The organism is Pseudoalteromonas luteoviolacea, assembly GCF_000814765.1.
Lineage (GTDB): Bacteria > Pseudomonadota > Gammaproteobacteria > Enterobacterales > Alteromonadaceae > Pseudoalteromonas > Pseudoalteromonas luteoviolacea_H.
Map to the genome: position 1 here is coordinate 195,729 of NZ_JWIC01000007.1, position 13,966 is coordinate 209,694.

The following is a 13,966-nucleotide window of genomic DNA, read 5'->3' on the forward strand; positions in this document are numbered from 1 at the left end:
AAATCAATGAGACTTCTTCATCCTGTTAGTGTTGCTGTCGCGATTGCACTCGGCGGAGCAGCTTATCTCGCGCTGCATGAGCAAACATTAACGCCTTACGAGCGTAAAGCCGAATTTCTAGAGAAAAAAGCGCAAGCTAAGACACAGTCACCTAAACGATATGATAAGCCCAAAGAGGCGCAAGAGTTCTATGTCCTTCAAAGGCTTCCTGTAGGCGAAACGACACTGCCAGTAGAAAAGTATTCAGAGGCACTGAAGCAAATTAAGCAAATGACACACTTTTCAATACCATCAAATAGTGTTATTGCTGACTATACGCCTCAATTGAATGCGCCGGATGGACAAAATCAAGAGCTAGGACAGTGGCAGGAACTTGGACCTGGTAATATTGGTGGACGCACACGAACTTTAATTATCCATCCGACTAATCACGATATCATGTATACAGCAGGGGTCGCTGGTGGGGTCTGGAAAACAACAGATGCAGGCGCATCATGGCAACCTTTGAGTGATCTGGCTACCAACCTCGCTGTTACCACATTGACATTTGATCCAAGTAATTCAGATATTTTATATGCGGGAACAGGTGAAGGCCTATTCAATTTTGATGCGCTGCGTGGTGATGGTATCTTCAAATCTGAAGACGCCGGTGCAACTTGGACTCAAATGTCTAGCACAGCAAGCAATACGGACTTTCAATATGTAAACAAAATTGTTTTTAGTCCAAATAATGCAAATACGCTATACGCAGCAACGCGTTCGGGGGTTCATAAGTCTTCAGATGGGGGGGCTAGCTGGGAAACAAAATTTGTACCTCAAGGAGCCCCAGTTGGTTGTACAGATCTTAAACTAATATCTCAGTCCAACACTGATGTTTTGCTGACTGCATGCGGATCATTTAGCTCCGGAGGCGTGCACAGGAGTGCTGATGCAGCAGAGAGTTGGACGCAAGTGATTGCGGGCACTAATCAAGGCAGAACAACGATTGCGGTGGCCCCGTCAGACAACAACATTATTTATGCACTGGCAGCAAATCGTAATGACCATGCAATGGATGCCGTCTACAAGTCTACCGATATGGGGGTTACTTGGGTAACAACGGTAACAAGAGACACTGCCGATAGGTTTACAAGTGTGCTGCTCAGTAACCCTTATTTTGGGTTGCTGGACTTGTGTACAGGTGGAACTGCTCAATCATTTAATCAGGGCTGGTATGATAATATAATTGCTGTAGACCCTATCAACCCTGATGTAGTTTGGACTGGGGGTATAGATACATTTCGTTCAGATGATGGCGGTCAAACATTTGTGCCTGCCAGCATTTGGTGGCTAAGTCCCACAAATCCACAATATGCCCATGCAGATCACCATGAGTTTGTATTCCACCCAGATTATGATGGAATAAATAATACGACTTTATTCGTGGCTAATGATGGCGGTATACAAAGAACAGATAACGCCCTTGGCGGGCGCTTAACGATTGATGAAGTGTGCGGCAATGCGAATGCGGATGCGAGCCAGCGCGTGAGTTGGTCAACATTGAATAATGGTTATGCAGTGACACAGTTTTATCATGGCACGGTTAAACCAAGTGGTACGAGCTATTTCGGCGGTACACAGGATAACGGTACACTGGTTGGTGAAGATGGTGGCTTTAATAGCTGGGTTGAAATACTGGGCGGTGATGGTGGTTGGACTGCGATAGATCCGACTGACCCCAACATTCTTTTTGCAGAAACTACGGGTTTATCATTGCGTAAATCAACGGATGGCGGACAAAGCTTCGCCAGCTCGGTCAATGGGATATCTGGTGATAGTGGTTTCCCATTTATTACACGATTTGAAATGGCGCCTTCTAACTCACAAGTTTTATGGATCGGTGGTAGCCAACTTTGGCGCACAGATGATCAAGCTGCAAATTGGTCAGCGGCATCCGGCGCGTTGAACGGCTCAGTTTACTCAATCGCAATAGCGCCAAATACTGAAGCCGCAGTTGCTGCTGGTACAAATGGCGGATCTATTTATGTGTCTTACCAAGCTGATCAAGCCACATCCGCTTCGACATGGACAACCGCAACACCAGAATCGGGTGTAACGATCAGCTCTCTGGCATTCGATCCTACCGATAATCAGGTTATCTATGCCACCGTATCAAATTTCAATGCAACACATGTATGGAAATCAACGGATGGCGGTCAAAATTGGCAAGCCAGTGATAATGGACTGCCGAATATTCCTGCGATGACGATTGCAGTAGACCCACAAAATACACAAAGGTTATTTGTTGGTACGGACCTAGGCGTATTTGTTTCCGTTGATGGGGGACAAAATTGGATGGCTGATGGTACAGGTTTAGCGAATACTAACATTGCCAAACTTGCTATCAAGGGTAATGAATTGTTTGCATTTACCCATGGGCGCAGTGCGTACAAAGTGCCAATAAGTAACCAAATTGAACGCACTTTTTCAACAGATGAAGATACACAAGTGAGTATAGGGTCCGCTTTTGTTGACAACCTCTCTAGCGAATTCGCTTCAGTCGAAATAGTGCAGCTCCCTGATAACGGTATGCTCATGCTAGGTGAAAATAAACTAGAGCAGGGTGCCGAAGTGGCGTCAGGGGATTATGCGAATGTCATGTACATGCCTAATGAGAACTATTTCGGTGATGATACATTCATATTCCAAGGTATGACCGCCGATACTCAACCAGAGCCAACAAATGATACGCTGCCTGAAAATCAGTTTGCAGTAAGCATCACAGTAAACTCGGTTAATGATGCGCCGATTATTGAGCCTCTTGAAGATATTGAGCTGTTCATCGGTGAGCTTGCAGAGGTGGACTTTAATAGTAAGGTTGAAGACGTAGAAGGCAGTGCGTTATCGCTTCAACTAGAACCATCTGTGCCTGGCATGTCGTTTATTGATGGTGTACTCGCGGGAAGACCATTCACTGAGTTTGCCGCAGATATGACATTAACAGTCAGTGACGGTGAGCAGGAGAGTCAAACCACATTTGCATTAAGCATCACCGAAGCGCCTGAACGTGCACCTGTGATTGATCAGGGACAGACATTTGAAGTCCTAGAAAATAATGAAGTTGGGGTGTCTATTGGCATACTTAGCTTTACAGATCCAGATCCTGACATTTCGCCTGTAGAAAGTTTCATGATTTTAGATGAGGTCCCCTTTACGATTGAGTCCACCGGCGAAATCATTGCTACGATGGAACTAGATCACGAAATGCAAAGTCAATACAGTTTCTTCGTTCGCGCAATGGACTCATTAGGGCATTATTCTGACTACACCGAAGTGGTTGTAGAAGTATTGGACGAGTTAGGTGATGAAGATGTGGCGCCCGTTATAAAAGATGAGCAGAAGTTTGAAGTGACAGAAAATTCAGCGATTGATACGATAATAGGCGTATTGGAGTTTGAAGATCCAGACCCTGATGACTCACCGATTGCCTCATTCACTATCCTAGGGAACGTGCCATTTGATATTGATGAAAATGGCAACATCAGAGTCACTGACTCGATAGACTTTGAGACACAATCTATGTTTGTTTTTGTGGTCAAGGCAATTGACACTGATGGCAATGAATCTGACTATGTTGAGGTTTCAGTTGAAGTTATTGATGTCCCAGATGATGAGGATAATCCAGATCGCGTTCCATCAATCCCAAGTGGGCAAACTTTTGAAGTACTTGAAAATGCAGCCTTAGGTACAATCATTGGCCAATTAGAGTATTTTGATCCGGATCCAGATGTATCGCCTGTTGATGCATTTATGGTGATTGGTAATGCGCCGTTCAGTGTTGCAAGTAATGGTGATATTGTCGTTCAAGGTGAGTTGGACTTTGAGTTTCAAAGTGTGATTCGTTTTGGCGTAAGAGCGCAAGATTCATTTGGCAATGTATCAACTTATACAGAGGTCACGGTTAACTTAATTGATGTTAGAGGTAATGATGACGATGATCAGGATGGTGATTCGGGTTCATTTGGGCTTTTAGCATGGTTGAGCTTGCCATTGGCTTGGCTCAGAAGACGTAAACGTTAAAAATGAAATACAAAGAAAGCGGCGAAAGTCGCTTTTTTTATGAGCGTTTTCTAAAAATAAATTGACTAATAGAATAAAAAGAGAGGAGTATAAATGAGCACTTTGTTGAAAAAGCGCTCTTACAGCTATTGAGGTAATTAGCGTTTTTTCTTCTTATTACCTTGTACAGCTTTGAATCGTGGATTTGTTTTACAAATCACGAAAACACGTCCGCGGCGCTTAACGACTTGACAACCAGGTCTTTTCTTTGCGCTTTTTAATGAACTTAGAACTTTCAACTTATGCTCCTTAGTATATTTGTTACACCATGCTGGCGTTTTACACCACTGCTTATCGCAGTGGTGTAAAGCAAAAACCAGATCTTACTTAGTTGAAGCAGATAGGTTTTTGAAACGGCGGTTGAACTTAGCAACACGACCATCGCTAGCAACGATTTTCTGTTTACCAGTGTAGAATGGGTGCGATGCGCTTGAAACATCGATCGGCACATATGGGTACTCAACACCATCGATTTCAACAGTTCTATCAGACTTGATAGTTGAACCAACGATAAAGTACTTGTCTACTGCCGTGTCATGAAATGCAACAGCTTGATAATCCGGGTGGATATTTGCTTTCATAGTAAATTTAAACCTTACGAAATGTGATAACGTCACAAATGGTATTCTATTTGAGAATGGTTTTCAATTGCTTATCTGAAATTTTTTTTACACTTTTTGTATATTGATTATACGAATAAGCAAATTGTTACTGGATCTTCAATATCAGACTGTTATAACTAGATTCGAGATTGAGAAAGAGGACAACACTGTGAGCGAAGAATCACAACAATTAGATAACAGTGTCATTGCGGAACTGCAAAATAGGGATCATTCGACGCTAGCTCAGCAATTAGATGAGTTAAGTTGCGAACACAGTGACATTATTGAGTTGTTAGCCCAATATCAAGTTTTGAGTGAACAAGATGATGACGATAAATTTGATACCTGGTATGACAATTTATGTGAAGATAAATTGAGGGTATTAAAAGGATTTGAATTATACAGAGCGCATTACGAGCAGTTACAATCTGTAGAAAATGATTAATCTAATTTAACTTACCCTTAAACTATTAAAGCCGCTGAGAGTAATCAAAGCGGCTTTATTTTAATCAACAAAAATATCAATCCAGATACATCTGGTTACCTATTGGACTATTTATAAATTACAACCTAAATACAAAAATGTGCTACCTCATAGATAAGTCATACTTTTGAATAACGCTGTCTATATACTTGTATCTTAATGAATCTTGCTGTTCGTGAGCTGCATTGTGACTTAAGGCCTTATTAAGAAGCTTTAGCGCTTCATGCAGTAATAAGCGATGCTCAGGGGGGATATTATTACTGGTTCTATCGTCAGTTAAAGCGTCAACGATTGAGCGACCTAGGTCAATAAAAACGACTTCTTCTACAGCCCCATTTTGACTAATTACCCCGTATTTACTGCAAAGAAACTGTTGCCACACTTGCTGAATATGCTCTATCACATCATCGCCAAATTTATCGTCTTCACTGACAATACCTTTATCAGCGCAGGCTTTTAGCGTGGTGATGTATTTGTTTTGGAAAAGCTCGTAAGCATGACTAGAATGCTCAACTGCGTGTTTCATTAACATTTGACCCCAGTCAAGCGCACCTCTAGGGTAGTAGTCAGTGACTTCTATACACTCGTATAAGCCAAGATATGAGCTACATTTTATTAGATTTTCAATGCTGTAACTTGCGTTTGGAAAGATACTGTTTTCTTGCCACACGTGTAGTTGGTCGTGTTCAATTTTCAATAATGCGCATAGCTCGCTGGCATCATAAAAGTTTGACTTCAAATATTCAGATAATCGCATAGTGATACTGGTTATTTATACAGTTGTTTTAAGTTTGTATGATTTTTATCACTTAAGCAAGAAATTTTCTAAATCTTGCTCTTTTACCCTCGGCATACTGAGTCAATTGTGATAAAACATGTCGTATATAAACAATGATCTAAAAATTGCATGCGAAGTATACAAACGATAAGAAAAGCTAGCCTAATCACGGCCATCAAAACTCCATATCTCATGTCAGGTGAAATTGATCTACCAGCGTACGACGCATTAGTAGAGATGCAGATTGCTGCGGGTGTCGACGGTATTATTGTCGGTGGTACAACCGGCGAAGGTCAGCTCATGAACTGGGAAGAACATTTGATGCTTATTGCACATAGTGTCAATAAGTTTTCAGATAAGCTGGTGATTGTTGGTAATACAGGAAGTAACAACACACGAGAAGCCATCAAGGCAACCGAGTATGGCTTTGCTTCCGGTATGGATGCTGCTTTACAAATAAACCCATACTATGGTCGCACGTCTGATGCCGGCGTATTGGAGCACCTTAACCGAGTACTTGAAATTGGTCCTGCGTTCATCTACAACGTGCCAGGCCGAACAGGGCAAGATTTGACGCCAGACGTTATCGAGCCTATTTCCAAACATAAACACTTTATTGGCATGAAAGAATGTGCTGGTAACGAGCGAATTGCTCACTATGAAGCGAAAGGGATTGCGTGTTGGTCGGGCAATGATGACGAAGCACATGATGGCCGCCACAAATTTCAATCGCATGGTGTGATTTCGGTGACATCAAATTTGGTACCTAAACTATTTAGACAGCTTATGGATACGCCAAATGAAACACTGAATAAGGATCTTCAGCCATTAATGGGTTGGTTGTTTTGTGAACCCAATCCAATTGCTATCAATACGGCTTTAATAATGACAGGGGCAGTAAGCCCAGTATTTAGGCTGCCATATGTTCCACTGAGCAAGGAGCAACAGATAGAAGGCCAAAAGTTAATAAATGCGGTAGATGAGCAATATATTGTTGGTGGAAAGGCAAATTTAGTAGATGAGACGCTACTTAAGCTTTGTTAATCCTAATAATTGACGTATAATCTGCGACCCTTCAGTATTGGTCGCAGGTTTACCGTTATGAATTTTAAATCGTTTAGTTTTCCAGAGCCTTTGTTAAAAGCCTTAGATGAAATTGGCTTTACTGAGCTCACACCGATCCAACAGGCGGCCATCCCTGTGATCAGAAAAGGTCACGATGTGCTTGCGACAGCACAGACAGGTACAGGTAAAACCGCTGCCTTTGCTTTACCGGTAATCCACAACCTTTTAAAAGGTACGTCAACTAAATCACCTCGCGCTTTATTTTTAGCACCGACTCGAGAGCTGGCAGAGCAAATCGCTAATAATTGTGAGTCATTCACAAAGTATACTGCGTTGCGCACCGTTGCTGTGTTTGGTGGCGTGAACGTTGATGGTCAAACTCAACGATTGGCACAAGGTGCTGATATCGTTGCTGCTACACCGGGTAGGTTATTAGATTTAGTTAGGTTAGGTAGTGTTGATTTAGCAAACATCGAGCATTTGGTGCTTGATGAAGCTGACCGTATGCTGGATATGGGCTTTATCGATGAAATGCAGCGTGTCATTGCCCTTGCGAAAGAAGACAAACAGTTATTGTTGTTCTCAGCAACTTTCCCATCTGCAGTAAAACAATTTGCCAAACAGGTACTAAAAGAGCCTAAGCTCGTTCAAACTGCACCAGAGAACACGACGGCAGAAACAGTACGTCATGTGGTATATCCAGTTGAACAACAACGTAAAAAAGAGCTTTTATCTGAGCTTATTGGTAAGAAAAATTGGCAGCAAGTTCTAGTTTTCGTCAATATGAAAGATGATGCTGACACAATTGTAAAAGAGCTGGAGCTCGATGGTATTGCTGCTACTGTTTGCCATGGTGATAAAAAGCAAGGTGCGAGACGTCGTGCGCTCAGGGAGTTTAAAGAGGGTAAAGTTCGCGTCCTTGTTGCGACTGAAGTAGCGGCCCGAGGCATTGATATTGAAGGCTTACCTCGCGTAGTTAACTACGATTTACCATACCTTCCAGAAGACTATGTACACAGAATTGGTCGTACGGGTCGCGCAGGCAATTCTGGTCAAGCAATTTCATTTGTTAGCCGAGAAGAAGAGCAGTTTTTACTGCATATCGAAGCTTTGATTGGCCAAAAGATAAAGCGTTATTACCTGCCTGGCTATGAAGTTGCTAGTCGTGAAAACTTAATTGATAACTTGAGTAAAAAGCCGAGCCATCAAAGACGTAAAGTTCGCACTAATAGACCTAGCAACCAAGCGAGTGGCGAAGCACGCGTTAAAAACCGCAGTAAAATTAGCTCAGTGAGAAGCCGGTTGAAAGGCGTGAAGCTTAAGCTTGATAAGTAGTTATTTAAGCTAAGAATACGAAAGGGAAGCGAGCAAATAGCTCGCTTTTTTTGTGCTCATAAAATGTTTCTAAACCAGATTTAAGCATGACAATCTGAGCAGTGAAGTGTGTGAAAAGTAACCAGCTAAAGGGTTTGGCTGCTGGATGGGAGAATTGATTTGATATTTTTTATTTAAAACTGAATTGAATAATCAGCAAATATAGTTCGGTCGTAGATATTGTGGTTTTCAGTATTAAATCCAAAGAACCTTTCTAGCCTCACTTCGGGGATTATAGCGAAAATATTTCGCACTCTGATGGTAAAACTGCCGTAATTATCGCTTTGATAGTTAAATCCCAGATCGACTTCTGTTGCGGATGCATAGTCATCCAACTCTCTGTCTGCCAGTAATCAATTGTGACGGCTGTATTTGCTGTCATGTTCCAGACTGCACCGATGGAGAATTGCTCAGATGTTTCTGGTTTTAAATTAGGCGTATCCATTGCTGTTGCAGGTAGGTTTTGTGTATCACAAGTTGTGTTACTGTAATCAGTTAAATTGTCATAGCCACTACTTGCATCGCCCACTAATCGATTTAAGCCTGCGACGCTAAAGCCTGCCCGTAAAACTAAGTTTCGATTGCTTCATAGTGTACATTGACGCTACTTGATAATTCTCCTGCATCTGGCAGACTGTATTCGTCACAACGGCTCGAAGCTTTGGCGACTAACTCATCAAGTAAAGGCTGCTCTATCTCGATATATGCGGCTTTGTAATCTTGCTCTCCGATTACATCGCCACCAATTCTAGCCCTGCATTAGAGTGCATTAGAGTGGGCATCCATTTCATCAGTTAGCTGTGTTTGCCTGTATTCAGCTTCAATTGCATAGCCTATTTCGCCACTGCGATATGCAGTATGACGGATATTGTCCAATGTTTGTCTCGAGGCGTTGCCCCCGGGTGCAATGGGCCTATTTAATAAGTCATGTATCAGGTAACTGCCATGATTGCATTTCTACTAGTCGGCTTTTGGTACGCTCAAATTCAAACGCTAATAACTCTCCTGTGTAGAGGTTATTTAGGTCACACAGTGAAGAAATAACAATGAGCTTTTTACGGTCATAAAACTCATCAATAAGCGCGATAAAGCGCCTTGCCTCATCATCAAAGTGCTTTGCTTCAAATGCAGGCTTCGTTCTTATATAACCATCTTCTATACCTTGAACAACTGAGCTATGAACTACTGAACAACCCATTGCGGGTATATTTTTAATGAAAATCACGTCATAGTCTTTTGCTAGTTGAATATAGTCTTGGGTTGCACGCGGTTCAGCGCACAACGCTAAAAACTCCATTAATAAGCCTCCCTTACATTCACCCAAGATCTCTACAGGTCGGTTTTCGATATTGATGTTGGTCAGTTTCTCCGAGCCACCGAGTGATGAAAAAAGAGATGAAAAACCCAGCTCATCATTTTCAAAATAAAAGTTTGCTGAAAAACCATTTGCAAATCTGTGGTCATTTTCTCCACAAATATTGACCAGTTTGCAATGGGCTAAGATTAAATCAATAGTCGGTTCAAAACGGCTTCGTTGGAGGCCATTTTTGTATAGTTCATTGGGATGCGAATTTGAAGTTGCCACAAATACAATGCCTGCTTTGAAAAACGCATCTAATAGACCTGCTAGGATCATGGCATCACCGATGTCTTTTACAAAGAATTCGTCGAAGCAAAGTACTTTAGTGTGTTTGGCCCATTGCTTAGCAATCACGTTTAATGGATTCTTTTTTCCTTGGATCTCTTTAAGCTGCTGGTGGATTATTTGCATAAAGTGATGGAAGTGAAGCCTTTGCTTGCGATTACTCCCCAAAGTGTCAAAAAACATGTCCATTAGCATGGACTTTCCTCGACCAACAGGCCCGAAAAGGTAAATTCCTTTTGCGCGATCCGAAAGTTCAATTTGATTGCTAAGCTTGTCTAGTTCGTCAATGGCTGATACTTGTGCTGGATCGAAAGTTAAAGTGTTGCTTTCTATAAGTTGATTATATTTATCTAAAAGGCGGTACATAAGCAGTGGGGTAGGGAGTTTGAATTATATAATACGTTGAGTTGCGTGAGAGATAAAGTTAAGTAGACGATTAAAGTATTGCTAGAACAACTCAGCCTTTAATAATGAGGTAGATTAAAAGCCAATTACATGAAAAATCTGATTATGTAAAATTGGCTTTAGATTTGTATTTCCGATACAAAGAACAGGTTTTATTTGTAAGGGCTTAAATCAGTTTGTTCAGTTTCGCAAACTTTTTTAATGACAGGGTGCTTGGCCATTTCACGAAGATATTTTGCTAAATGTTCAAATTGAAGTGGAGGAGTATTTAGCTCATCGGCCCAAATACATAGCATAAATAAATAGCAATCGCAGATAGTGAATTGTTCATTTACTACATAGCTTTTACCTGCCAAATGCCTATTCACAATAGTAAACATGTCAGTGAGGCGAGTTTGCTGGGTTTTAATGATATCGTCATACATCAAAGCGCTTTGTGTATGGCGCTCAGGGTAAAAATAAATCATTAATTCAGCTTGTATTGTCGTTGTAAAGTACATTAACCACTGATAAAAAACACCTTTTTGCACAGGGTCAGTTGGGATCAACTGACTTTCTGGATGTTTCTCTGCAAGGTATAAGCATATTGCACCGCTTTCAAATAGCACAAATTCATCATCGACAAGTGTGGGGATCCTGCCTGTAGGGTTGAGTCTTAAATATTGTGCAGATTTTTGAGCGTGCTTTTTACGGTCAACAAGTTCTAGTTGGTACGGCACTTTGAGTGCTTCTAATACAAAATGTGGAGCAAGACTGGCATTGCGAGGGTAATAAAACAAAGTGTACATAACTGGCCTTATCATCAAGTTTTTATTGGTGAGAAAGCTCCTTTTACGGTTATTCCTCTAGGACTTTAGGACAGCATTTGAATAATAACAAATGCTTTGACGTATTTTTATTCAAAAATTTAAATCGTCCAAAGGAAGTTAACAAGATTAACCTGGGGTTTCTCTGCCGTTAATGATTTTACCTTAAATAGGAAAGTTATCTACGTATTTAATAATATGTAGCGAAAATAATGAATAAAGTAATTAGAGGCATTTTTGAGGCGTATTAAAAACAGAAAAATAAGAGCATTTTTGCAGTTTCAAAAATGCTCTTACTATTAATTAGGGCGTGTAATATATTGGTGAATTCGGTCCTACAGGTAGACCAAATCCAAATACCCAGATGTAGAATAGTGCGACCCAACCGACAAAGAAGAACATACTGTAAGGCAACATAGTCGCTACCAAAGTACCTATTCCCATGTCTTTTTTGTATTTTGTTGCGACAGCTAAGATAAGTCCGAAATAACTCATCATAGGCGTGATCAAGTTAGTTACAGAATCACCGATACGATAAGCTGCTTGAATTGTTTCTGGCGCGTAACCAACAAGCATTAACATTGGTACGAAAATCGGTGCAGTTACAGCCCACTGAGCTGAAGACGAGCCCAAACATAGGTTAACCATTGCGCACATCATAATGAACAAGATGAATACTTCTGGACCCGTAAGATTTAGGGCTTGCAGTAACGCAGCGCCATTGATAGCCAGAATAGTGCCAAGGTTGGTCCATTTAAAGAACGCCACAAACTGAGCTGCGAAGAAAACAAGCACAATATACATGCCCATTGAGCTCATGCTCTTACTCATTGCATCAATGACATCACGGTCGGTTTTCATAGTGCCGACTACACGACCATATACAAAACCTGGGATTGCAAATGTTACAAAAATGAGGACAACGATACCTTTTAGGAATGGGGAGCCTGCTACAGCACCTGTTTCTGGGTGACGCAGAATGCCATCTTCTGGCACGATAGTTAGCGCTAAGATGCTACATACGATAAGTAGAGAAACACCGGCCCATTTTAGACCGCTTTTTTCTTTGGCAGTTAAATGCTCAATATTGTTTTCTGATAAGTCAACGCTTGCATCATCTGGATTGTATTTGCCAAGGCGTGGCTCAACAATTTTTTCAGTCACTAAAGTACCTACAATGGCAATTAAGAAAACTGAAATCATCATGAAGTACCAGTTTGCTTCAGGGCCTACATGATAAGTTGGGTCAATCATCTGTGCTGCGGGTGTTGTGATACCAGCTAGCAACGGGTCGATTGTGCCAAGAAGTAGGTTTGCACTGTATCCGCCTGAAACACCTGCAAAAGCCGCGGCAAGACCAGCGAGAGGGTGTCTACCAAGACTGTGGAAAATCATGGCAGCTAGTGGAATAAGCACAACGTAACCAAGCTCAGACGCGGTATTTGATAAAATTGCCGCAAAGACAACCATAAAGGTTACAAGGCGTTTAGATGCGCCCATGACCATACCACGCATTGCAGCTGATAGCATACCTGAATGCTCAGCAACGCTTACACCAAGTAGCGCCACTAATACCGTACCAAGTGGTGCGAATCCAGTAAAGTTGGTGACAAGGCCTGTCATTATTTTTTGTAGGCCCTCTGCACTCATCAGGCTAACGACTTCGATGACACCGTCAGCATCACGTCCTTTAGCTCCCTCTGGACGAGGGTCAATTGCACTCAAGCCCATCCAGTCGGCAATGCCACTGAAGACCACGATTGCAACACACAACATTGCAAAAAGGGTGATTGGGTGTGGGAGCATGTTCCCTAAAAACTCTACGGTTGCCAAAAAGCGATTGAATAAGCCGCTTTGTTGTTCTGGCGCTTGAGAGTTTTTATTCGCTTTAGTCTCTACTGCATTCGACATAGCAAGTTTTCTCGGTTCCAAAAAATGCGACATACCATATCACTTTTTCATCCAGCGGTCATTTATAAAAGTTAACTCAAGGTGAAAATGAGATAAAATTACAACTATCGGTGACGAAGAGCGGTCAATATTTATGATGTAAGTAAGTACTCTGTTTTGACTGCATAAATATTGTTCTATTCAGGTTGTGGGTTGTGTTTTTTAATTTTTTATTCTGATTTTTGAGATTGATTGACGCCTTTAAAAAGCAGTGGATATTGACGACATTTATTTCCAATATGGTCATCAGCCATAATTTGCTGGCAGATACGCTCGATGTCATCATCTGCTGCAAGGATCCACTCTAGGCGTTCAATGGTGCGCTTAAGTCCTTTTTTTAAATAAGCTTGCTCTTGGTAGTATTGACAATTAGCTTTAATCACGCCAATAGCGGTTGGATTTTGCCTTAAGGCGTCGACGACCTGTTTCATATATGTTTGTGATGACTGTGTAGACGCTCTGTTTCTACTTCTAGTCATCTAACATACTCGCAATGTAATTAATTTTTTTCATGAAATCGGTTTTTTGAGATTCTTTGTCATAATTAAATTGGTATGTGTTATGAAAGCCAAACCTTAAAAAAACACCACTGCCTTTTAAATAAATCGTGTAACCGTCGGGATCCGAAAATGCGGTGATGCCTTCAAATTGTTTTCCTTGTTCATAATCTTGACCTTGTTGCCTGATATGTTCGTACACTTTTAAGATGAGGTTGCTATTTAGTTCATTCTTCATATTTCACCAAATATCTGAAACTGA

13 protein-coding genes are annotated in these 13,966 nt (G+C 41.3%); 4 read left to right on the plus strand and 9 right to left on the minus strand.

The annotated features are described in order from the left end of the window. Positions 1-6 precede the first annotated feature (6 nt). The gene (locus JF50_RS26225) at positions 7-4,059 is read left to right on the plus strand and encodes a rhombosortase-dependent cadherin domain-containing protein (protein WP_052262351.1); all 4,053 of its coding nucleotides are present in this window, start codon (positions 7-9) and stop codon (positions 4,057-4,059) included. A 137-nt stretch (positions 4,060-4,196) separates the two neighbouring features. Here the strand turns inward: JF50_RS26225 and ykgO are convergent, their stop codons facing one another. After that, complete coding sequence (gene ykgO, locus JF50_RS26795) at positions 4,197-4,337, minus strand: type B 50S ribosomal protein L36 (protein ID WP_080760261.1); 141 nt, start codon at positions 4,335-4,337, stop codon at positions 4,197-4,199. Between the two features lie 84 nt (positions 4,338-4,421). After that, a complete protein-coding gene (locus JF50_RS15365; RefSeq protein WP_039610316.1) occupies positions 4,422-4,679 on the minus strand; it encodes a type B 50S ribosomal protein L31 in 258 nt (85 codons plus the stop codon). Positions 4,680-4,869: 190 nt separating this feature from the next. On the opposite strand from JF50_RS15365, the gene JF50_RS15370 reads away from it, so the two are divergent. Then, entirely contained in the window at positions 4,870-5,145 is a 276-nt protein-coding gene (locus JF50_RS15370) for a hypothetical protein (protein WP_039610317.1), read from the plus strand. A 142-nt stretch (positions 5,146-5,287) separates the two neighbouring features. On the opposite strand, the gene JF50_RS15375 is transcribed toward JF50_RS15370, so the two are convergent. Continuing rightward, the gene (locus JF50_RS15375) at positions 5,288-5,941 is read right to left on the minus strand and encodes a DUF6058 family natural product biosynthesis protein (protein WP_039610318.1); all 654 of its coding nucleotides are present in this window, start codon (positions 5,939-5,941) and stop codon (positions 5,288-5,290) included. Positions 5,942-6,091: 150 nt separating this feature from the next. Between JF50_RS15375 and JF50_RS15380 the strand changes: the two genes are divergently transcribed. After that, a complete protein-coding gene (locus JF50_RS15380) occupies positions 6,092-7,006 on the plus strand; it encodes a 4-hydroxy-tetrahydrodipicolinate synthase (RefSeq protein WP_039610319.1) in 915 nt (304 codons plus the stop codon). A 57-nt stretch (positions 7,007-7,063) separates the two neighbouring features. After that, positions 7,064-8,362 (plus strand): DEAD/DEAH box helicase, encoded by a 1,299-nt coding sequence (locus tag JF50_RS15385; protein WP_039610320.1) that lies wholly within the window; start codon positions 7,064-7,066, stop codon positions 8,360-8,362. A 271-nt stretch (positions 8,363-8,633) separates the two neighbouring features. On the opposite strand, the gene JF50_RS15390 is transcribed toward JF50_RS15385, so the two are convergent. The 6 genes from JF50_RS15390 to JF50_RS15415 all read right to left on the minus strand — a co-directional run bounded on the left by JF50_RS15390 (position 8,634) and on the right by JF50_RS15415 (position 13,942). Further along, positions 8,634-8,930, minus strand: coding sequence for a TonB-dependent receptor domain-containing protein (locus JF50_RS15390; RefSeq protein WP_039610321.1), 297 nt, complete (start codon positions 8,928-8,930; stop codon positions 8,634-8,636). Positions 8,931-9,326: 396 nt separating this feature from the next. Further along, the gene (gene zapE, locus JF50_RS15395) at positions 9,327-10,412 is read right to left on the minus strand and encodes a cell division protein ZapE (RefSeq protein ID WP_039610322.1); all 1,086 of its coding nucleotides are present in this window, start codon (positions 10,410-10,412) and stop codon (positions 9,327-9,329) included. A gap of 191 nt (positions 10,413-10,603) precedes the next feature. Further along, the gene (locus tag JF50_RS15400; protein ID WP_039610979.1) at positions 10,604-11,239 is read right to left on the minus strand and encodes a glutathione S-transferase family protein; all 636 of its coding nucleotides are present in this window, start codon (positions 11,237-11,239) and stop codon (positions 10,604-10,606) included. Between the two features lie 321 nt (positions 11,240-11,560). Then, positions 11,561-13,168, minus strand: a complete 1,608-nt coding sequence (locus JF50_RS15405) for an AbgT family transporter (RefSeq protein ID WP_052262535.1) — start codon at positions 13,166-13,168, stop codon at positions 11,561-11,563. A gap of 209 nt (positions 13,169-13,377) precedes the next feature. Beyond that, positions 13,378-13,686 carry a hypothetical protein gene (locus tag JF50_RS15410; RefSeq protein WP_039610324.1) on the minus strand — a complete coding sequence of 103 codons (309 nt, stop codon included), beginning with the start codon at positions 13,684-13,686 and terminating at the stop codon, positions 13,378-13,380. Beyond that, complete coding sequence (locus JF50_RS15415) at positions 13,679-13,942, minus strand: DUF3081 family protein (protein ID WP_039610325.1); 264 nt, start codon at positions 13,940-13,942, stop codon at positions 13,679-13,681. The genes JF50_RS15410 and JF50_RS15415 overlap by 8 nt, the downstream gene beginning before the upstream one ends. Positions 13,943-13,966: the final 24 nt, after the last annotated feature.

Coding starts and splice junctions, on each gene's coding strand:
- JF50_RS26225 (WP_052262351.1), top strand. CDS start 7: ATGAGACTTCTTCATCCTGTTAGTGTTGCTGTCGCGATTGCACTCGGC.
- JF50_RS15365 (WP_039610316.1), bottom strand. CDS start 4,679: ATGAAAGCAAATATCCACCCGGATTATCAAGCTGTTGCATTTCATGAC.
- JF50_RS15375 (WP_039610318.1), bottom strand. CDS start 5,941: ATGCGATTATCTGAATATTTGAAGTCAAACTTTTATGATGCCAGCGAG.
- JF50_RS15380 (WP_039610319.1), top strand. CDS start 6,092: ATGCGAAGTATACAAACGATAAGAAAAGCTAGCCTAATCACGGCCATC.
- JF50_RS15385 (WP_039610320.1), top strand. CDS start 7,064: ATGAATTTTAAATCGTTTAGTTTTCCAGAGCCTTTGTTAAAAGCCTTA.
- zapE (WP_039610322.1), bottom strand. CDS start 10,412: ATGTACCGCCTTTTAGATAAATATAATCAACTTATAGAAAGCAACACT.
- JF50_RS15400 (WP_039610979.1), bottom strand. CDS start 11,239: ATGTACACTTTGTTTTATTACCCTCGCAATGCCAGTCTTGCTCCACAT.
- JF50_RS15405 (WP_052262535.1), bottom strand. CDS start 13,168: ATGTCGAATGCAGTAGAGACTAAAGCGAATAAAAACTCTCAAGCGCCA.
- JF50_RS15410 (WP_039610324.1), bottom strand. CDS start 13,686: ATGACTAGAAGTAGAAACAGAGCGTCTACACAGTCATCACAAACATAT.
- JF50_RS15415 (WP_039610325.1), bottom strand. CDS start 13,942: ATGAAGAATGAACTAAATAGCAACCTCATCTTAAAAGTGTACGAACAT.